Genomic DNA, 19,274 nt, shown 5'->3' on the forward strand with positions numbered 1-19,274 from the left:
GCCTACGCGCCAAAAATCTACTGCTCTGGCGGTCGCAGCCGTCGGGGTGTCTCTAACCCTGGGGGCATGTACTGCTCCTGCATCTACTGGAACCCCCTCTCCTTCCACCAATGTGCTGGACAGGAGCGCTACAAGCGCCGGTGCGATCTGGGAAGTAGCCCTCAGCCCTATCGCCCAACCAGAAGTGACCGACGGCGTCGCCTTGGTCTACGCAAAAACTGCCAGCAGCGTGACTGCCCACGCCGTCTCAGTCACTGACGGGAAGGAATTATGGACCCAGGCGGTTCATCCCGGCATAGGTGCCCCCGGCGTTAGTCTGACTCCTGCCGTAACCAAGACCTCCACAGGCGAAAGCGTGGCAGTGTTTTTACAGGAGTCCGCTGCCCCAAGCACCGACGGTGGCACCTCGTGGTGGACCGCTCCGGTGGCCGTCGACTTGAAAAGCGGCAAAGAGCTTTACCGGGGAGACCCGCAGCTGATCGAGTCCCGTCCGGCCGCCTGCGACGATGAGAAGGACATGTGCTTCACGTCGTTAAACGCCCAAACCCGCCTGACAACGCAGCACAGAGTTGACTTGAGTACTGGCGCGGACTCGACGGGTCCAGAGGTGAATCCCCTTACCGGCAATTTCAGATTGGTGGGCGACGGGCTTTATTCCGTGGTGGAAGGCGGCAAAGAACGGCTTGCCAGAGTATCCGCTGGCGACAAGCTGTGGGAAGCCGACGTGGAGTCTATCTTTGGGCCGGGCGCAACTACCAACCTCGGATGGTCTTTTGAATACTCCAAGAAACTAGACCTCTACATCGGCTCTGTAGGCATCAATCCAACTTCGGAAACTGACTACGTCAGACTCATGGAACAAACCTTTACAGTAGACCTGACCAAACATAGGACTGTAGGTTTCCGCGCCTCTACCGGGGAGAAACTGTGGACAGCTGAGGGCTCCGAAAAATGGTGCTCCAGCGGTGTGGGAAAGACCGAAACAACGCTTATGGATGGCAATGCGTTCCCGGTTCGCTGCGAATACACCCAAGGAACCATGGCTGTACCAGGCGGAACTTACCAAAATGCTGAAGGCAAGCTGGTGGGCTATGACCCGGTCTCGGGCGAGGCAAAGTGGCATACAACATCCACACCCATCAAAGCAGCTACAGATTTGTTGGTTCCTTCGCCGAGCCGGGGAGACGTGTTGCTGACCGGCGGCCCTGATGGCATGACCATGGTTAACACCCTTAGCGGAGAGAGCCGGGCGGCGACGAAGGATGACGTGTTCCTTTGCTCCGAAGCGGCCACGTACCCCCTGCCAGCCGGCGCCCCTTTCCCCGTTCAACCCGAAGGAAACCTGGGAACCGGGGGGTCAACGCTCTACCCCTGCGATAGGAGCGCGAAGGCCGTACCAGCGCTGACCATGGGCACACTCCGCGACATTCCTACCACTGACGAAGGCGTTGCCGTCCTCGCCCGGAATGGCGCCCTCTCCGGCTTCAAGCTTCCCTGACTCAGGGTGGCGGCGGAAACGGACGCAGTGGGTGCCCAGGCTGACGGGCAACCAGCCGTTTGCTGGAAATTAACATCTACCGCCCTTATGGACTTATTTACTAAAAAGCCTTTATGATCACCGCACCAGCAGATTTACACACCCCGTGAAAAGACGCTGATTCCAACCCAAAGCAATAGCTCAGTATTGCAACTAAAGCAACACATCAATTTTCGTTCGCACCCAGGTCCATCACCAGTGAGGCAATTGGTGACGGCCACATGACGTTATATGAGAGAGCGCCCCTTGAGCAGATCGCCTTACCCCACCATGCCTATCCCCCCTGCGGGGCATCAAAAGAGGCAACGCTTTTCCCGTTCCAGCCGTACCGTGATGGTTGGTTTTTTCTGTGCTTCGTTGGTCCTCACAGGCCAGACAGCAGCTACCGCCGCTGGTGAAACCGAAAAAGCCGTTACTTTCACCGATGTCCCCGCAGGCATGATGTTCGCTAAAGAAATGTCGTGGCTGGCAAATGAGGGAATCTCCACCGGCTGGTCCGATGGAACATACCGCCCCCTCACTGCCATAAACCGTGACGCGATGGCGGCATTCCTCTACCGGCTAGCAGGCAGCCCTGAGTTCACGGCACCCGGCACCTCGCCGTTCCAAGACGTCAGTCCGGGCCAGCAGCATTACAAGGAAATGGCTTGGCTGCATCAGCAACAAATCTCCACTGGCTGGGACGTGGGGAACGGCAAACGGGAGTACCGGCCCACATCCGCGATTAACCGGGATGCGATGGCGGCCTTCCTCTATCGCTTTGAAAATAAGCCTGAATTCCAAGCACCAACAACGCCTCCGTTCTCTGACATCAGCAGCACCACGCAGTTCTACACTGAGATTTCCTGGCTCCATGCGAAGGGAATCGCTACGGGTTGGGACAACGGAGACGGTACTGCTTCTTACCGTCCCCTTTCGCCCATCAATCGTGATGCCATGGCGGCCTATCTTTACCGGCTGTCTTTGCCGCCAGCCAAGGATGGCGTGGTCACCTCGCCGGATACGCTCATCATTGACAGCGTCGCCTTGGCACAGAAGTACGTTCAGGGCGATACCACCATCACCTTCAACTCCGTAGGAGCGGGGGCCCCGGATATCGATCCCGGAAACGTACTTGTATCCGGATTCTCAGAATTCACCCCTGACGGGATGCTGGTTCGGGTCCAGCAGGTCACTAATGCCCCCGACGGCAAACAAACTGCCGTTGTTCAGCAAGCCACCCTGCCTGACGCCATCTACGACACCAACGGCCTGGTGACGCCAACCACCACCATCGTCAAGCAAGAGTTCCTTCCCGCCGACGGCGTCGAAGTGATCGACAACGCCCAGGCATCCGCTGCTCCTTTCAACCGCAATGGCGGGCGAATTCCGGCAGATGAACTGGCCACAGCCAGTGACGTGTCGCTGCCCATTTTCGAAAAGACCTTCAAGTTCTCCGACACCCTGAGTAAATCCGTAACCGGCACAGCGTGGAAGACTGTGGATGTAGAAGGCACCGGCACGCTGGCACTCAGCAGCGAATTCGGCGTCAGTTCCAATGTAAACGCGGAAGTAGATATCCACTGGGCCTCACTAAAGCAGGCAAAATTCACGCTGGACACGGGCTTGTCCGCTGAAACGACAGCCAGGGCAACGGGTACTTTGACCGGAACGGCCGAGAAGAACCTGGGAACCGTCAACACCTGGGCTCACGTCCAAGTGGGACCTGTGCCTGTGGAAATCCAGTTCATTTCCTCCATTGATCTCAAGGCCAAGAGCGAATGGACGGCAGATACGTTCGTCACGGCGGCGGCATCTGCCACCACCACGGTTGGTATGTCCTATAAGGAAGGCAACTTCCAGCCTGTAGCTGAGTACGGCGGCAACGCTGAGGCAACGTTCCAAGGACCGCAGTTGACCAGCGAGTCTTCCGTAACCATCGGCCCCACACTGACTGCCAAGTTGTACGGAATTGCTGGCCTCACGGGTGGTTTCGATGCCTATGCAAAGTACGCCACCGGGCCTGAAACGTGCGCCCACGAGGTGGGACTGGCAGGGCGGATAGGCGTGATTGCCGGCGTCGAGGTCTTTGGCATGAAGCTGACAGATGAGTGGAAGAAGGAACTCACCAAGAACCTTGTCCTCTGGCAAGGCGACCTCTGCAAGCCCGTGACGCCGCCGGTTGAGGACGTCACCGAAGAAGTCTTCGGTGACGGCATTGCCGTACAGGAAAAGGGCGGCGCCGGGGACTCATCCCAGTGGGGCCGGGCCACTGACTACGGCCCCGGTGGTGCTGCGTGGATCCTGTCAACAGGCAACATGCAGAACTCTGTGGGAACACCTGGACAGGAGGCTTCCAGCGATTTGGGAACCCCTGGTAACACCACATTGTCCGAATTCATTGGAGGTCTGCCCACGTTCGATGCAGCCTCTTACTGGGCAAAAGTAGTTCCCTCCGGTGATACCCTCCACGTTCGGTATTTCTTCGCCAGCGAAGAATACCCGGAGTATGTAGGCAGCAACTACAACGACGTCATGGGCGTCTTTGTCAACGGCACCAACTGCGCGTTGGTACCCGGGACACAAACCCCGATCAGCGTCAACAACGTCAACGATCACACGAACCAAAGCTATTACATTGACAACACCGCCGGAGCAAGCGGATTCAACACCGCCATGGACGGTATGACCACCGCCCTCACGTGCTCCGTTCCTGTGCAGCCGGGCGTCCCTGTCACGGTGGAAATCGCGGTGGCTGATACCAGCGACGGCATCCTCGACAGTGCAGTTGCGCTGCTCGACGGAGGCATCTGGTCCGACTAGATCCGATCAGCAAAACAGGGCCTTCCGCCATCAGGCGGAAGGCCCTGTTTTTTTGATAAGCCTCCGTAAATCGACTACCGCAGTGAAATTCGACGACGGCGGTCCGTCCCGCCGCGGAGGTCACGGTTGAGCCGGCGGTCACCGTGGTAGAGGATGGATTCCCAATCCACTTCCTCGGGAGTCTTGGGAACAACCAACGATTCCGGCTTGACCTTCTTCTTCGGTTCAACGTAAAGCCAGTTGACCGCCCCTAGGACAACATCCACCACGGAGTTCCACAAGCCGATGTATGCCTGGATGCACCACATGGCCAACACCGCGTTCAGTGAGGCGAAAGCGACGTTGCCCCAATTGCCCTGTTGGGCGTCCCGCCAAACCGTCAGGACAGAGAACGCGACGATTGCGTAGGGAATGAGAACGTAGATGGCGGGGGCTGCTGTGCGGTCCTTGACCTTGGGGGTTCGGACAAAGGGAATCTTGTCCCCTGTGAGGCCTTGCTGGAGAGACTTCAAAACACCGGCCAGGTTGACCGGCAGCAGGATGAGGTTGAAGCCATAGATGCGGAATATGTCGCTGAAGCGGTGGCCACAATCGCGGAGGTCCGACCCCATGCAGAGGAAGTACGGCAGGGCGGCAATGAAGACTGCAGGGCTGAGGAGCCTGCTGTCATAGGGGTACGCCAAGAGGAATAGAAGCCCAAAGCTGGCCCAGGTAATAGACGCCATGTAATTGACGCGCAGGAGAACCTCGCGGATCAGTATCCGTTGGCGTTGACTTCGCCGCAGCGAGAGTTGGTTCCAGAGCTTGGGAAGGATCAGCAGTCCGCCATTTGCCCAGCGACGACGCTGCACCACCAGGGAACCGAAGTCCGGCGGCGTGGCACTGTAACTCAAGCGCTCGGGATAATTCACCAGGGTCCATCCGTGGGTTCCCAGGTCAATGCTGGATTCCGTGTCCTCAATGACGGTCCGGTCCTGAATATAGGTTCGAATTTCGAACCCGCCAACCGTTTCAACTTCAACGATGTCCTCAATGGCGCATTTGCGGATAATCGCGTTGGCACCCACCCAGAAAGTGGCTCCATGGAACGTCATTCCTTGATGGAGGATGTGCTGAATATCCGTGGTGGCACCGGCAATCCTCTCGATGCGGGTTGGCGCACCGCGGAACGACGAATACGGGGTCTGCGTAACTGCCACACGCTCGTTGCCCGCAGATTCCAGGAAATAGACCAACCGCAGGCAGTAGTCCCGCAGCAGTAGAGAATCGGCGTCCAAGGTCAGCAAATAGGTGCTGTCCGGAACCAACACATCGTCTTCACGCGGAACCAGGGACGGGCGAAGCACCACGCCCCCGGCGGTCTCTTCCCGCCGCCACCGCTTACCCATGAGGGAAATGTAGGCGTTGAGGTTCATGGCCTTGTTCGCCTCGTGGGAAAGGCTGGCGTAGCGCTTACGTTCAAAAGTCTCAGTGCGGACATTGAAAATCCACGTGAGCCGTAGGTAAAGCTGCTCCATCCGTTCGGGGCTGGGCGCCGTGTTTTGGGCTTTTGCGGCGTCCAGCGCCAACAGAACGAGCCTCAGTTCACGTGCCAGTCCCATGATGACCAGGTCCACAAAGAACTCGTCCACATGGTCTTCTACAGTCTCGGCTTCAGCCATCGCTTCCAGCCACTCCACGGCCGCTTCATATTCCGCAATCAGGAGACCGAGCTCATGGGCTTTGTCTGCTTGATTTACGCCCCGGCTCCCCTCTTGAAGGAGCAATCCGCGCCTCTCCCGGAAGGTATTCAGGGCTTTGTTCGCACGTTCCGCCGGGGAGGACAAAGCATCCGCGATCTGACCCGCCAGCGCCCTGGTCTGTTCAAGGCGGTGAATCTTTTCCGGCTCAGTAGGGTGCGGTGGATCGTCCAAGAGCAAGACCACCCGCAAATCCGGAAACTCCTGGAGTGCAGCCGACCACAGCGTTCCCCTGACCACCTGCGGTTCTTCGGCATAGGAGGGCACCAACACCGTCACGGCCTCTTTATAGTTGGCAAAGTGGGCGTCAAGTTCGCCTCGGGGTACCCTGCGATGCTCCTTGAACCGGTACAGCGCCCCTTGCCGCGCCATAAGGTACATCAAGGCGGAAAAGGTCAAGAACGTCACAACAATGAGGTAGGAAATGGACTCAAATCCGAATCGGAATCCCGAGTTCGGGTTGTCAACAAACTGCCGAATAATGGTGGAAACCACGTAGTAGAGCCAAGCCCCTACCGTCACAAGCATGGCGAGCCTGCCGAGCACGATCTTCCGGGAAGACGGCGTCGGATGAACAATAGCCAACGGTTCAGACCGCCGCTCAGACCCCCATTGCCTCTTCCTACCTGCATTTTCCGGACGGTCCGCAGGATGCTCTTTGGGATCCCGCTCGACGTCGGATAAATCAACCAACTGGTCCGTCATTATTCCCCATCAGACTGCGAAACGCGCCTTCCGGCCGCATAGCCGGTTGAACGTACGCTTCCGTGGCAGAAGCGTCGCCAATTGCCCTTATAGTAATCGATAACAGGAGCCTTGGATTCCAATGCGGTCCAGGGAAATTTATTATGTTGGGGGAATAATGTCGAAGCACTTTCCTGGGCGAAAGTTGTCCTGGGTTCGGCTCTCCGTGCTGCTGGCCGTCATAGCGGTAGTTGTAGGTGCCGGCGTCGTTTCCTGGCGTAATTACACCGATACCCGTGCCGCGGCAGCGTCACCATCGCATTTCATGGGATACGTTGATGTGACGGCAACACCCCGGTACGCGTTTGAGCAACCGGCCGGCGCCACCAGCAAATCAGTAGTCCTGTCCTTCATCGTGGCCGATGCCAAGGACGGATGCACCCCCTCCTGGGGATCCTTCTACAGCCTGGACGCAGCCGCTTCAGACCTTGATCTTGACCGGCGCATAGCCCGCCTCCGGCAAACCGGCGGCGATATCGCCGTTTCCTTCGGCGGGTTATCCAACCAGGAACTCGCCACCGCGTGCAGGGACGACGAACGGCTCCAGCAGGCCTATTCGACTGTGGTTGAACGCTACGAGCTCAACACCATTGACCTGGACATCGAGGGCACCGCCCTGACAGACGATGCAGCCATCGCACGGCAAGCCAAAGCCATCTCCGCTCTACAGAAAGACCGGCAGGCCGAGGGCAAGAGCCTGTCCGTTTGGTTGACGTTACCCGTGGCCCCATCGGGGCTGACCGCGGACGGGACGGCCGCCGTCGCTCAGATGCTCTCCGGCGGCGTGGAACTGGCCGGTGTGAACATCATGACCATGGATTATGGCGAAAGCAGGGTGGCCGGGCAGTCGATGCTGCAGGCCTCCATCGCGGCCGCCGAGGCAACGCATGCCCAGTTGGACGATGCGTACTCGGCGGCGAAGCAGAGTCTTGGTGCACAGACCCTGTGGCGCAAGATCGGCCTGACTCCCATGATCGGCCAGAACGACATTGTGGCTGACGTGTTCACCCTGTCCGACGCCCAGGGTTTGCACGACTTCGCGCAGAGCAAGGGTGTTGGCCGCATGTCCATGTGGTCCTTGAACCGGGATGCCGAATGCGGGCCTAACTACCCCACCCTGACTGTGGTGTCCGACGCCTGCAGCGGTGTGCCACAAGGCGCCGCGCGTTTCTCCGACGTCCTGGGTACAGACATTGGCTCCAAAGCAACATCCTCACCCAGCCCGATGCTGCCAACCACCACTGCCACCGCCGTAGTGGATGACCCAACCACCAGCCCCTACCCGGTGTGGTCGCCGGTAGCCACATACGTGCAGTCGGACAGGATCGTGTGGCAAGGCAACGTCTACGAGGCCAAGTGGTGGACAAAAGAGGACGTTCCCAATGACCCCGTCCCGGACCGGGCAGCGGCCCCTTGGAAACTGATCGGGCCCGTCCTGCCCGGCGACCGGCCCCAGCCTGAGGTCACTGTGCCCCTAGGAACTTACCCTGCGTGGTCTGCCACAACCGTCTACCACAAGGGCGACCGGGTGATGCTGGACCAGCGCGTCTTCGAAGCCAAATGGTGGGTCCAAACGCAGAGTCCGGAAGCCGCATTGCAAGGCTCAACGGATTCGGCATGGATGAAACTAGGCAACGAAGAATTAGCCAAGGTGCTTGCCGGCCAGGCAGCAAAATAGGAGCAACACAGCATGAGGAAGTACCTGACAGCGGTGGCATTGCTTGCAGCGGCCACCCTTGTCCTGAGTGGATGCGCTCAGGGGCACGACGACGCCAAAGCCAGCGATCTCGGCACCACCTTCGCTTACTCATTGGCGGGTCACAACGGCAAATTCTGCGAGCACCTGGACAGTTCCAGTGAACAAAGCGTGGAGGACTGTAAGAAGAGCGAAGCGGAAGCAGCTGCCAAGCAAGAGGCCAACCAAGAGCCAATAATGTGGGTGCCCAAGATCTACCAGCTGATCCCCGGGAAAGAAAAGATTCTCGGAATAGTGGTGGAGTTCAACCGGGCAGGAAACCAAGAGTTTGTTGCCATTGAAGCGATACAGCGGGGAGACGAGTACAAAATCCTTCGCTGGGCCTATCCGGATAAGGCCGACTACAAGACCGACCGTGCAATCACCAACACCTTCAGTTGGTGAATCCGAACCTTCTCAGCGCATGAAGAGTTTCGGTAGTCGCGGCCACGGCCACCAGTCACCCCTTGAATACGGGAGCCCGCTTCTCCTGGAACGCACGGAAACCCTCGGCGTAATCGTCGGTTTTGCAGAGCCGTGCCTGTTCCGAGTTTTCCTCGGCCATGGATGCCCACAGGCCCAGGCGCTGATCGCGGATGTGCGCCACCAGTTCCTTCGAAGCATTGAAGGCCTCAGTGGCGCCAACGGCAACGCGCGCAACAATAGCCCGCGTCTCGTCCAGCAAAACATCGGCCGGCATCGCCCGGCTGAACATTCCTTGCTCCACGGCTTCCGCCCCGGAAATAAGGTCCGCGGTGTAGATCAGGTCCAGCGTGCGGTGCATGCCCAGACGTTCCGTGAAGTACCAGTGCCCGCCCGAGTCCAACGTGGCCCCAAGCTTCGCAAACGGGGACCCGAACTTGGCGTTGTCCGCCACGTACACCACGTCCGTGGCCAGCAGCAGTCCCAGCCCAACCCCCAGGCAGGCGCCGTGCGCGGCGGCAAACGTGGGCGCCGGGAACGCAGCCATCTTCCTCAGCAGCGGTTCAACAAGTCCGCCAAGATAAGCCTGGGCATCATCGGTTTCCGGTGTCACCCCTGAAATGTCGCGCCCGGCACAGAAGGCGCGGCCTTCTCCGCGAAGCAGCAGCGCCCGCACCTCACCGCGTGAGGCGGCGGTAGCAGCGTCGTCGTACGCTTTGTCCAGCTGGGCAAGCGCGTCCTCGTTGAGCGAGTTCAGCTTGTCCGGGTAGTTGAGGACGATTTCGGCAATGCCGTTGGCAAGGGAGAGCTCGATCATGGGACTCCTTAGACGTCGAAGTCGACGGTAACTTCTTCGCTGGTGGGGTGGGACTGGCAGGTGAGGACGTAGCCTTTGTCCAGCTCGTCCTGTTCAAGGGCGTAGTTCTCATCCATGGTCACCGTACCGGTGATCAGCTTGGCACGGCAGGTGCCGCAAACGCCGCCGGCGCACGCGAACGGAACGTCAGGGCGGACGCGCAATGCAGCGTTGAGGATGGACTCGCGGGCGTGGGTGGGGCTGGCAACATCACCGGTCAACCCATCCAGGGTGAAGGTGATCTTGTAGGTGTCCTGCGACTCGTCCTCCACAACCGGGCGGCCGGCGTTGCCCTCGGGACGATCCGGACGGCCCGTGGTGAACAGCTCGAACCGAACATGCTCGGGCTCCACGCCGCGGGCAGCGAGGGTGTCGCGGCACAACTGGACCAACTCAAACGGCCCGCACAGGAACCATTCGTCCACGTCCTCGGCACGGATGGCACTGCTGAGCAGGGCCTGAAGTTTCTCGGAATCGATACGTCCGGTCATCAGCGGTGCAATGCGCTGCTCGCGGGACAACACGTGGTGCAATGCCAGGCGGGACGGGTACTTGTCCTTCAGGTCCGCCAGCTCTTCGAGGAACATCACGTCCATGGCAGCCTTGTTGGCGTACACCAGGTCAAAAGTTGTCTCCGGATTGGCGGCCAGCAGCGTCCGGGCGATGGCGATGACCGGCGTGATGCCCGAACCCGCGGCGATCGCCACGAAGTTGCCCGGCTCCCCCGCCAGCTCCTCCGGGTGGTTCATGGAGTTCATGACGTTGTGCTGAACCGAGGCGCCGTCTCTGCCGTGCCGGGAGATGAACGCACCCTGCGGGCTCATCACATCCAGGACATCCCCGGCTTTGAGCTCGGCGTTGGCCCACGTGGAGAAAAGGCCGCCCAGGTCTTTTTTGATGGCCACGCGGATCTCGCTGCTGCCGTCCTCAAAGCTGCGCGGCTCTGCGCAAATCGAGTAACTGCGGCGGACCTCGTGCGGCTCACCGTTCTCATCCGGCAGCGTGGCGCGCAGGGCGACGTACTGCCCCGGGAGGTAGTCGTACTGCCCGGCAAGCTCGGCCGGAACACCAAACGTGACCTCAATGGCATCGTCCGTGAGGCGCCGGACTTCCGCGACGGTCAGGTTGTGGAAAGACGCACGACGGCGGCTGGCCGTCTGGGTTTCGGTGGTCATGGAATTCCTTAGAGGACTTTGAAGTAGTCGAACGGTTCCTTGCAGTCCTGGCAGACGAACAACGCCTTGCAGGACGTGGAACCAAAGCGGGTGATTTCCTTGGTGTTCAACGACGAACACTGCGGACATTTCACAGCCAGGCTCAGGCGAATAGGACCGGCATGGCCCCCGGCGGCAGCCATGCCGCTGGGCGGGGCAATCCCGTACTCCTCCAGCTTGGCCTTGCCGGACTCGGTCATCCAGTCAGTGGTCCACGCCGGAGACAGCACCAGGTTCACGTGCACGCTCGCGTAGCCCTCCTTCTGGAAGGCTGTCCGCAGGTCGTCACCAATGGCATCCATCGCCGGGCAACCCGAGTACGTGGGCGTAATGGTGACCTCGACGGCGGTAGTTGAGGTGCCGCCGTCGTGCTGGCCATCTGCGGTGGCCGCCTCAGGCGACTCAACAACCCGCACGCCGCGGAGAATCCCCAGGTCCTCGATGGTGAGGACCGGGATTTCCGGATCGCAGACCGTGGACGCGATGTCCCAGGCCCGCTGCTCAGCCGTCTTTGACTGCATCGCCATGCTGGTCACCAGCTCGCGCCTGGATGCTCGCGGGCCAGGACCTGCATTTCAGCCAGAATGTAGCCCAGGAACTCGGAGTGCTTGCCGTGCCGCCCGCCGCCCAATGACTGCGGGACACCGGGAACTTCCAGCTCTGCCTCGGCCAGGATGTTGCCGGTGAGGCGATCGAATTCCGCACGGAGGCTGGAAGGCTGAACAGTAACTCCAGCTTCAGCCAGGCGGGTGGTGAGATCGTCATCCTCGAAGAGTTCGTCCACATACGGCCACACCAGCTTGAAGCCTTGGATGATGCGTGCACGGGACTCATCAGTGCCGCCGGCGAGCCTAAGCACCCACTGTGCGCTGTGGTCGCGGTGGTAATCCACCTCTTTCACGGCCTTCGCGGAGATGGCAGCGATGGTGGGATCGGTGGACTCCATGAGCTTGGTGTAGAGCTCGAACTGGTAGAAGCTCACAATGAACTGCCGGGCGATGGTCACCGCGAAGTCGCCGTTGGGCTGCTCAAACAGGTGGGCGGAACGGAATTCGTGTTCGCGGCGGAAGTACGCGAGGTCGTCCTCGGACTTGCCCCAGGCGGCACCGGCATAGGTCAGGAACGACCTTGCATGGCCCAACTGGTCCAGTGCGATGTTGCCGAGGGCAATGTCTTCCTCAAGCTCGGGGGCCCGGGAAATCCAGTGGCCCAGGCGCTGGGCGAGGATCAGGCCATCGTCGCCGATGCGCAGGGCAAACTCTGCAACATCGTCGGTGGGCTTGACCTGTCCCCGGCTGATCTCAAGGGCAATGTCCTCCGGGCGCAATGCGTTGCCCGGCGTGATGCGGGTGGCGCTTGCCGAACCGTCGCCGGACGCACCTGCTCCGTGCACGCCAACGGAGATGTCGCCGTGGCCTTCGATTGCGAAGTCAGTATCTTTGGTGCTCACGTCTTTGGCAGTCACAGGTGCTTCACGCCCTCACTCTTGGTGTAGTACGTTGCGTGGCGGTAATCCTTGCCCTGCGGGGATTCGAAGAAGGAACCCTTGGAATCGGGATCGCTGGAGGAAATCGCCTCGGCCGGGACAACCCAAATGGAGACACCTTCATTGCGGCGGGTGTAGAGGTCCCGGGCATTCCGGAGGGCCATGGCCGCATCCGGTGCGTGCAAGGAACCGGCGTGCACGTGGGACAGGCCGCGGCTGGAGCGCACAAAAACCTCCCAGAGTGACCAGGGAGACTCTTCCTTTGCCCCATGCGAGGCGACGTCCGGGCCTGAGGCTGGTGCCGTCGTCGTGCTTTCAACGTTGGTGGTGGCCGCAACCTTGGGGGCCTCGCGGTTGATTTCGCTGGCGGCGCTGGCCGGTGCTTCCGGGTTACCGTGAGGAGCCATTATGCTGCGTTCTCTTTCTGTGCTTGCTTGCGGGCGTAGGCCACGGCGGCTTCGCGAACCCAGGCACCATTTTCGTGTGCCTCGCGGCGGCGCTCGACGCGCTGCGAGTTGCAGGGACCGCGGCCGGCCAGGACTTCCTTGAACTCGTTCCAGTCCAAAGGTCCGTGCTCCCACTTCTTGGTTTCTTCGTTGAAACGGATGTCCTTATCAGGCAGGGTCAGGCCGAGTACCCGGACCTGCTCCACCATCATGCCCACGAACCGGCTGCGCAGCTCGTCATTGCTGAAGCGCTTGATGTTCCACGCCATGGATTGCTTGGAGTTAGGTGAATCGTCATCCGGCGGGCCGAACATCATCAGAGATGGTGCGTACCAGCGGTTCACTGCATCCTGGGCCATCTGCTTCTGGGCAGGTGTGCCGTTGGAGAGTTCAAGCAGGATTTCGAAACCCTGGCGCTGGTGGAACGACTCTTCCTTGCAGATGCGCACCATTGCGCGACCGTAAGGACCGTACGAGGCACGGCACAAGGGCACCTGGTTGCAGATGGCAGCGCCATCAACAAGCCAACCGATGGCTCCCATGTCTGCCCAGGAAATCGTGGGGTAGTTGAAGATGGACGAGTACCGGGCCTTACCGGCGATCAGGTCTTCCATCATCTGGTCCCGGGACTGGCCCAGGGTCTCAGCGGCCGAATAGAGGTACAGGCCATGACCGGCCTCGTCCTGAACTTTGGCCATGAGGATTGACTTGCGCTTCAAGCTCGGCGCCCTGGTGATCCAGTTGGCTTCCGGCTGCATGCCGATGATTTCCGAGTGTGCGTGCTGCGAGATCTGGCGCAGCAAAGTCTTGCGGTAAGCCGCCGGCATCCAGTCGCGCGGTTCAATGCGCGAGTCCTCCGAAATGATGCGATCAAAATACGCCTGACCGGCCGCCTCCCGCTCCTGCTCTTCCGGGGACAGCTCAGCGGGCACTGACTGCAGATTCTGCGATGCCATGGTTGCTCCTAATAAATTACCGACCGTTCGTTCAGAATATGCGGAGCGGGTGATTTCAGTCAAGCGTTCGTTCCCGCGTTTGGACTTGATTCAGCGGCTCCGCGTTGTTGACAAGATCCGCGCTGCCCGCCGTGTTAACTTGGGGTGGGACCCCAGTTGTCCCCCATCAACGCTAGAAAAGAGCCTTACGTGGAATCGCCCCAGCCGTTCAGGATTCTCACCGTCTGCACAGGGAACATCTGCCGCTCCCCCGTGGCCGAACGGTTGCTGCAAACGGGGCTCAACCAGGTAAGCCCCGGCTCCTTTGAGGTTCGCAGTGCCGGAACGCGGGCCATGGTGGGAGAACCCATCCAGCCGCTCTCAGCCCAAATCATCAGCACATTCCGCGGCAGCCCTGACGACTTCGCAGCCAGGCAACTGACCCCCCGGATCCTCAAAGAAACCGACCTGGTGCTGGCCATGACATCCAAGCACCGCGGCGAGGTCCTTCAGCTGGATGCGTCCCTGTTGAAGCGCACCTTCACCGTCCGCGAATTTGCCCGGATGCTGGCGGTGCTGGAGAACCGTGGCGATACTCCCCCGGCCGAAGACATCACGGACTTTTGGCGCGCACTTCCCAGCCGCGCGGCCTCAGTCCGCCACCTCGCGTTGCCCTCCGATCCTGCAGACAACGACGTGGTAGACCCCTACCGACGATCGGAAGAGGTCTACCACCAGATGGAGGATGAGCTGGCCCCGGCCATCCTGGGCATCCTCCGGTTCGCGCGCCTGACGGCGCCGGCCTAGTATTTCCTGATTAGTTGAGCGCAATCACCAGCATCTGACTGGTGCCCGGGATGCAGGTCTGCAGGACCACTGCGGGAAATCCGCCGAAGACTGCTGCCACATCATTGGTGCTTCCCGGATTGGGTACCTGGCCCCTGCCGGTGGCCGTGAAGGTTCCGTAACCCGGAATGGAGACGGTTTCACCCACGCTGATGCCGGAGAACCGTCCCCAACCTCCGCAGAAATCGTGCTCCGTGATGAACGTGGCGTAGGCGTTGGTAGGCGTGTAGTGAATCGGCCCGATGCAAGCATCCACCATGGATTGCCCGCCGGCTCCTGCTACGTAGATGGTCCTGACGGCGGGCGCCGGAGCGGGAGCGGGTGCCGGAGCTGGGGCGGCAGCAGCGGGAGCGGCCGCGGCTGGTGCCTGGACAGGTGCAGCCTGAGCGGCTGGAGCCGGTGCTGGTGCTGGTGCGACTACCGCCACAGGCGGTCCGGTGAGCTTCAAGACCTGTCCCGGCACGATCACCGAATAGGCGCTGAGTCCGTTGGCAGCCAACATGGCAGTAACATCCACACCGTAGCGGGAAGCTATGGAACCAACCGTGTCCCCCGAAGCAACCGTGTAGAGGTTGGGGTCACCAGCCGGCGCTGCAGGGACGGCCGCCACTATCGGTGCCTCCACAGCATCCGGAGCCGGCGCTGCGGGTTCCGGCGCCGGGGCTGCGGGTGCAGGAACCGCTGCGGGCACTGCAGCTGCGGGCGGCGCAGCTTCTGCTTCCACGTCCTGGACAGGCAGGGCTGCAGGCGGTTGGGCCCCGTCGCCTTTGGAGAACGGGACTTGGTCCTGCGAAACAGTTTGGTCAACATCACCTGCCGGTTGCGTCGCCCAGTTCACCACGCCGAAAAGCAAGGGAATCAGAGCTAATATCGCGAGCACTGCGCCGGCAATCAACAGCTTGGATTTTGTGGACTGCGGCTGCCGAACATCGCCACCGCTCTTGGTTGTGAGGGAAGTTTGAAGATCTAAGTCATTCATATTCATGGGAAACCCCGGAATCCATGGCTCTGGACCGCGCAATGCAGGCCGATCTTGGCCCAAATGAGAAAGCGCAGCTACGTATTGGGAGGAGCACCACCCACAAAGGGCGGGGGTGCAGTCCACCGCTGAGCCGGAGGAACGGAAGTGCAATAACCCTACGAATTTCAATAGTAGGAATGGGCTGTTCCCGGTGCACGAGTAGGAACTACTCGACTTTCCTCCCAAGGGCCGGAACGGTTACTTGGGCATTACGCAGTTTCCGGAAATGGACTACTTGCTCCAACCGGCCTGGAACGTCGTCCAGCAGGCAGTAATCGTTGATTCCCGGGCATGGATCAAACGGATCAGCAATCGGCTCGTCAGCGCTCCGCCGCAGTACGTTGGGCCAAGCCCTCGCTGCTGCTGCCAACACCAAGGAACACATGACGCTCCCCACCCCTGCCCGAAACCGCTCCGCGGAACGACGTTCACACAGTCCAAAGAGTAGGAAGACCGCCAGGAATGTGCTTTTAGGATTCGCGGCGGCAGTGCTTGTTGTTGGGCTTATTGCCGGGGCCTATGTATTCACGCTGATACAAACTTTCAACTCAGGCTCTACCAGGATTGAGAATGCCTTTCCTGAAGAGTCCACCCGGCCGCAGAAAGCCGACGGCAACACGGCAATGAACATTCTTGTGATGGGCAGTGATACACGCGGTTCTGACGTGGACGTTGAAACCAATGCCGCAACTAACCAGCGCGCCGACACTCTAATGTTGGTACACCTTCCCGCCGACCGAAAAAAAGCCTATGCAATATCCCTGATGCGGGATCTGTGGATTGATATTCCCGGAAAAGGCGAATCAAAGGTCAACGCCGCCCTCGCCTACGGTGGTGTCCCCCTGATGGTTCAAACTGTGGAGACGCTTTTTGATCAACGCATCGACCACGTAGCCATGATCGATTTCGAGGGCTTCAAGGGCCTCACCGATGCTCTTGGCGGCGTGGAGGTGGACGTGAAGATTCCGTTTGCGCCAAGCTCAGGACCCATGGCCGGACAGACCTATAAGGCTGGCAAGCAGACCTTTGATGGAGATGAAGCCCTCGCCTTTGTCCGTGAGCGATTGGCGTTCAGTGACGGCGACTACCAACGTGTGCGAAACCAACAGGGATACCTCAAGTCCGTGATGGGCAAAATCATTGCCCGCGAAACACTGACCAATCCGGTGACCATCAGCAACATGGTCTCGGCGGTGTCCCCGTTCGTGAGCGTGGATAAGAACCTTGATGCTGCTGCGATCGGCAGTCTCTCCCTGTCCATGAAGGATGTCCGGGCCCAGGACATAGTGATGTTTACCCTTCCCACCCTTGGCACGGGAACCTCAGCGGACGGGCAGTCGATTGTCCTGGCTGACACCACGGCGATCGCGGACATCGCCACCGCACTCTCCAAGGACCAATTGGGCACGTACATCGTGGCGCATGCCCTTGATAAAGGACAGTGAGCAAATCGGGCCCTCATCGCTGGGCGCTGGTGAGGGGCTGTGTGATGGTGTGGGCGCTTCCCCACTTGGTGAACGGGAACAGGAATCCGTCCACACGGCCAATAATGTCTGCGCGGCCGGCAGTCTTGACGCAGCTACCCGTTGACCCCGCGGCCCGGCAGGCGGTAACGGAATCCTCGGACCGGGAGCGGTGGTCGCCCAAGAGCAGGTACTGATCCTCGCCAAGAAGGATGGGCCCGAAGCAGCGCGGCGACCTCACCGTCGTCGAACAGTCCGTGCTGCCGGTAATGAACGCGAGATCCTCGAAAACGTAGGGTTCCGCAACGGCCCCACCATTGACTGTGACGTGTCCGCCGACGTCACAGCATTCCACAGCATCGCCGGGCAAACCGACCACCCGCTTGGCCAGGTATTCGGTGTTGGCGGGGCCGATTCCGGTCACCTCACCAAACCCGCCAACTCCTGTGCGCAGGGTGCCGCGTTGGGGCGCTGGCCCCCATCCCGCCGGTTTCCTGAAAACAACGACGTCGCCGCGTTTGGGTTCCGAGCCGGTGTAAGCGGTGCGGTTGACCAGCACCCGGTCACCTACGTTGAGTGTCTGCTCCATGGAGCCCGACGGCACCGAGTAGACCTTCACAAGGAATCCCTGAACCAGCGACACCGCCATCAGTGCGAGCAGGACGTGAATCCATGGCGAGCGGAGCAGCGTACGGGCTTTCACCGTCTTGGGAGTCATGTTTGCGGAAAGGATCAGCGTTGAAGGTCTAGAGGATGCCCGCACCGATCGGAACGGAGATGCTACTGGTTGCGATCAGGGTGCGACCCCCAATGACCACGGTCACGGTGACCGGGAATGACGCCAGCAAATTGACGGATACGCCGGTGCTGGTGCCTGCCAATCCGAAAACTATCGGCAGATTCAGTGTGCCGTTGCTCGCCACCGTGATGGGGACGCTGTTGCTCCACGTGGTGGAGGGAAAGCCGTACTGTCCGATGACCGGCGCGGACTGGTACGTCGTAGTGCGCTGGCCGGCGGTGGTGGCTGTCCCGTTGAAGGAGTACACACCGAATCCGCGAGCTCGGCCAACCGGGATGTTGATGCCGGTAGGGCGGGAAATCGACACTGTCACCAGAGCGTTGTCCGTGACCGCGCCGGGGCCGTTGGTGAGGGTAAGGATGGTGGGGACGGTGACCAATGACTGGGCCGTGAGTGCACTGGTTCCGTCCAGTAGCCGGAGGCTGAGCAGCGATGTGGAGGAAGCTGTGAAGGCAAGGCCCAGGGTGTTCACGGAGGCTACCGCAGCGGGGGCCGCAACGGCGGCAGCAATGACGGGCATGGACCATGCCACGCCCTTAACCACAGCGCGACGGGCATGCGGCTTGGAAACGGTACCTTCGTTGCTCATCGCTCTTCTTTCACTCATTTTGAGCCGACGTTACGATACCCGGGACGCAGGGCAACAGCTGCTGTAGTAGGAAGGGCTAGGCTGTCCCGCCCGCTTCTACCGGATAGTGGACGCGAGCCTCTTGGCTACCACCAGGCCCGCCAAGGCCCCCAAGGTGTTGGCAACGATGTCCGACCAAGCAGTCACCCGCCCAGGTATCAGCAATTGAACGACTTCGATGGTCCCGGACGATGCAGCAGCGAGAAGGGCAAGCGGCCACCACTTCCACAGCGTTGGTTTCAGCAGCCGGACAAACACCCCGAAAGGGACAAACATGACGATGTTCGCCATGAATTCCACTCCGATGCCCGCCGCCTCCTGTGGAATGCCGAGAACCGAAAGCCAGCCGGCAATGACCCCCACAAAACCTGTGACCGTGCTGGCTTCGCGTGCGGGCAGGAAGACAACAAATGCGAGCGCAACCAGGTAGGCGATGAAAAGGGTCTTTAGCCACCACGTGGCGTACTGCCGTACAAGCACTTCTGGCCTTTCCTGAGGCTTCCGGCGCCGTCTGGGGTTTGCGGCAGTGAACTACACCAACTATAGGAGTGAACGGGCTGCCGCCCTGGTGGCCCAACACGCATGGACTATGAGTGTGAT

At 60.3% G+C, this 19,274-nt stretch carries 17 protein-coding genes; 6 read left to right on the plus strand and 11 right to left on the minus strand.

Going from position 1 to position 19,274, the window contains the following annotated elements; all coding sequences use genetic code 11:
• The first annotated feature begins 112 nt into the window (after positions 1 to 112).
• Positions 113 to 1,498, plus strand: coding sequence for a PQQ-binding-like beta-propeller repeat protein (locus LDN70_RS16210; RefSeq protein WP_223940787.1), 1,386 nt, complete (start codon positions 113 to 115; stop codon positions 1,496 to 1,498).
• A 372-nt stretch (positions 1,499 to 1,870) separates the two neighbouring features.
• Positions 1,871 to 4,339 carry a choice-of-anchor L domain-containing protein gene (locus tag LDN70_RS16215; RefSeq protein ID WP_223942672.1) on the plus strand — a complete coding sequence of 823 codons (2,469 nt, stop codon included), beginning with the start codon at positions 1,871 to 1,873 and terminating at the stop codon, positions 4,337 to 4,339.
• A 74-nt stretch (positions 4,340 to 4,413) separates the two neighbouring features.
• Here LDN70_RS16215 and LDN70_RS16220 read toward each other — a convergent pair whose 3' ends face one another.
• On the minus strand, positions 4,414 to 6,783 hold the full coding sequence (locus LDN70_RS16220) for a glycosyltransferase family 2 protein (protein WP_223940788.1): 2,370 nt from the start codon (positions 6,781 to 6,783) through the stop codon (positions 4,414 to 4,416).
• Between the two features lie 157 nt (positions 6,784 to 6,940).
• On the opposite strand from LDN70_RS16220, the gene LDN70_RS16225 reads away from it, so the two are divergent.
• Together LDN70_RS16225 and LDN70_RS16230 are read left to right on the plus strand one after the other, a co-directional pair.
• Complete coding sequence (locus LDN70_RS16225; RefSeq protein WP_223940789.1) at positions 6,941 to 8,500, plus strand: chitinase; 1,560 nt, start codon at positions 6,941 to 6,943, stop codon at positions 8,498 to 8,500.
• 12 nt (positions 8,501 to 8,512) lie between these two features.
• A complete protein-coding gene (locus LDN70_RS16230; RefSeq protein WP_223940790.1) occupies positions 8,513 to 8,962 on the plus strand; it encodes a hypothetical protein in 450 nt (149 codons plus the stop codon).
• A gap of 55 nt (positions 8,963 to 9,017) precedes the next feature.
• On the opposite strand, the gene LDN70_RS16235 is transcribed toward LDN70_RS16230, so the two are convergent.
• From LDN70_RS16235 to paaA, 6 genes are read right to left on the minus strand one after another with little or no spacing between them, the layout of a single operon-like run.
• The gene (locus LDN70_RS16235; RefSeq protein ID WP_223940791.1) at positions 9,018 to 9,797 is read right to left on the minus strand and encodes an enoyl-CoA hydratase/isomerase family protein; all 780 of its coding nucleotides are present in this window, start codon (positions 9,795 to 9,797) and stop codon (positions 9,018 to 9,020) included.
• Positions 9,798 to 9,805: 8 nt separating this feature from the next.
• Positions 9,806 to 11,011 (minus strand): 1,2-phenylacetyl-CoA epoxidase subunit PaaE, encoded by a 1,206-nt coding sequence (paaE, locus tag LDN70_RS16240; RefSeq protein WP_142938157.1) that lies wholly within the window; start codon positions 11,009 to 11,011, stop codon positions 9,806 to 9,808.
• Between the two features lie 8 nt (positions 11,012 to 11,019).
• Positions 11,020 to 11,577, minus strand: a complete 558-nt coding sequence (paaD, locus tag LDN70_RS16245) for a 1,2-phenylacetyl-CoA epoxidase subunit PaaD (protein WP_223940792.1) — start codon at positions 11,575 to 11,577, stop codon at positions 11,020 to 11,022.
• 5 nt (positions 11,578 to 11,582) lie between these two features.
• Entirely contained in the window at positions 11,583 to 12,500 is a 918-nt protein-coding gene (paaC, locus tag LDN70_RS16250; protein ID WP_223942673.1) for a 1,2-phenylacetyl-CoA epoxidase subunit PaaC, read from the minus strand.
• An 11-nt stretch (positions 12,501 to 12,511) separates the two neighbouring features.
• Positions 12,512 to 12,943 carry a 1,2-phenylacetyl-CoA epoxidase subunit PaaB gene (gene paaB / locus LDN70_RS16255; protein WP_142938155.1) on the minus strand — a complete coding sequence of 144 codons (432 nt, stop codon included), beginning with the start codon at positions 12,941 to 12,943 and terminating at the stop codon, positions 12,512 to 12,514.
• Positions 12,943 to 13,938, minus strand: coding sequence for a 1,2-phenylacetyl-CoA epoxidase subunit PaaA (gene paaA / locus LDN70_RS16260; protein ID WP_024817856.1), 996 nt, complete (start codon positions 13,936 to 13,938; stop codon positions 12,943 to 12,945). The genes paaB and paaA overlap by 1 nt, the downstream gene beginning before the upstream one ends.
• 189 nt (positions 13,939 to 14,127) lie before the next feature.
• On the opposite strand from paaA, the gene LDN70_RS16265 reads away from it, so the two are divergent.
• The gene (locus LDN70_RS16265; protein ID WP_142938154.1) at positions 14,128 to 14,724 is read left to right on the plus strand and encodes an arsenate reductase/protein-tyrosine-phosphatase family protein; all 597 of its coding nucleotides are present in this window, start codon (positions 14,128 to 14,130) and stop codon (positions 14,722 to 14,724) included.
• A gap of 10 nt (positions 14,725 to 14,734) precedes the next feature.
• On the opposite strand, the gene LDN70_RS16270 is transcribed toward LDN70_RS16265, so the two are convergent.
• Positions 14,735 to 15,748, minus strand: a complete 1,014-nt coding sequence (locus LDN70_RS16270; RefSeq protein WP_223940793.1) for a LysM peptidoglycan-binding domain-containing protein — start codon at positions 15,746 to 15,748, stop codon at positions 14,735 to 14,737.
• Positions 15,749 to 16,248: 500 nt separating this feature from the next.
• On the opposite strand from LDN70_RS16270, the gene LDN70_RS16275 reads away from it, so the two are divergent.
• A complete protein-coding gene (locus tag LDN70_RS16275) occupies positions 16,249 to 17,229 on the plus strand; it encodes an LCP family protein (RefSeq protein ID WP_223940794.1) in 981 nt (326 codons plus the stop codon).
• A gap of 13 nt (positions 17,230 to 17,242) precedes the next feature.
• Here the strand turns inward: LDN70_RS16275 and lepB are convergent, their stop codons facing one another.
• The 3 genes from lepB to LDN70_RS16290 all read right to left on the minus strand — a co-directional run bounded on the left by lepB (position 17,243) and on the right by LDN70_RS16290 (position 19,154).
• Entirely contained in the window at positions 17,243 to 17,965 is a 723-nt protein-coding gene (gene lepB / locus LDN70_RS16280) for a signal peptidase I (RefSeq protein ID WP_223940795.1), read from the minus strand.
• Positions 17,966 to 17,993: 28 nt separating this feature from the next.
• Positions 17,994 to 18,635: a hypothetical protein gene (locus LDN70_RS16285; protein ID WP_223940796.1), complete on the minus strand. Its 642-nt coding sequence runs from the start codon at positions 18,633 to 18,635 to the stop codon at positions 17,994 to 17,996.
• 96 nt (positions 18,636 to 18,731) lie between these two features.
• Positions 18,732 to 19,154, minus strand: coding sequence for a VanZ family protein (locus LDN70_RS16290; protein ID WP_223940797.1), 423 nt, complete (start codon positions 19,152 to 19,154; stop codon positions 18,732 to 18,734).
• Positions 19,155 to 19,274: the final 120 nt, after the last annotated feature.

The sequence above is a fragment of the Arthrobacter sp. StoSoilB22 genome, from assembly GCF_019977315.1.
GTDB lineage: Bacteria > Actinomycetota > Actinomycetes > Actinomycetales > Micrococcaceae > Arthrobacter.

Excerpts from the sequence above, each read along its gene's own strand:
- LDN70_RS16215 (WP_223942672.1), top strand. The coding sequence starts at position 1,871 with ATGGTTGGTTTTTTCTGTGCTTCGTTGGTCCTCACAGGCCAGACAGCA.
- LDN70_RS16220 (WP_223940788.1), bottom strand. The coding sequence starts at position 6,783 with ATGACGGACCAGTTGGTTGATTTATCCGACGTCGAGCGGGATCCCAAA.
- LDN70_RS16225 (WP_223940789.1), top strand. The coding sequence starts at position 6,941 with ATGTCGAAGCACTTTCCTGGGCGAAAGTTGTCCTGGGTTCGGCTCTCC.
- LDN70_RS16230 (WP_223940790.1), top strand. The coding sequence starts at position 8,513 with ATGAGGAAGTACCTGACAGCGGTGGCATTGCTTGCAGCGGCCACCCTT.
- LDN70_RS16235 (WP_223940791.1), bottom strand. The coding sequence starts at position 9,797 with ATGATCGAGCTCTCCCTTGCCAACGGCATTGCCGAAATCGTCCTCAAC.
- paaE (WP_142938157.1), bottom strand. The coding sequence starts at position 11,011 with ATGACCACCGAAACCCAGACGGCCAGCCGCCGTCGTGCGTCTTTCCAC.
- paaD (WP_223940792.1), bottom strand. The coding sequence starts at position 11,577 with ATGGCGATGCAGTCAAAGACGGCTGAGCAGCGGGCCTGGGACATCGCG.
- paaB (WP_142938155.1), bottom strand. The coding sequence starts at position 12,943 with ATGGCTCCTCACGGTAACCCGGAAGCACCGGCCAGCGCCGCCAGCGAA.
- paaA (WP_024817856.1), bottom strand. The coding sequence starts at position 13,938 with ATGGCATCGCAGAATCTGCAGTCAGTGCCCGCTGAGCTGTCCCCGGAA.
- LDN70_RS16270 (WP_223940793.1), bottom strand. The coding sequence starts at position 15,748 with ATGAATATGAATGACTTAGATCTTCAAACTTCCCTCACAACCAAGAGC.
- lepB (WP_223940795.1), bottom strand. The coding sequence starts at position 17,965 with ATGACTCCCAAGACGGTGAAAGCCCGTACGCTGCTCCGCTCGCCATGG.
- LDN70_RS16285 (WP_223940796.1), bottom strand. The coding sequence starts at position 18,635 with ATGAGCAACGAAGGTACCGTTTCCAAGCCGCATGCCCGTCGCGCTGTG.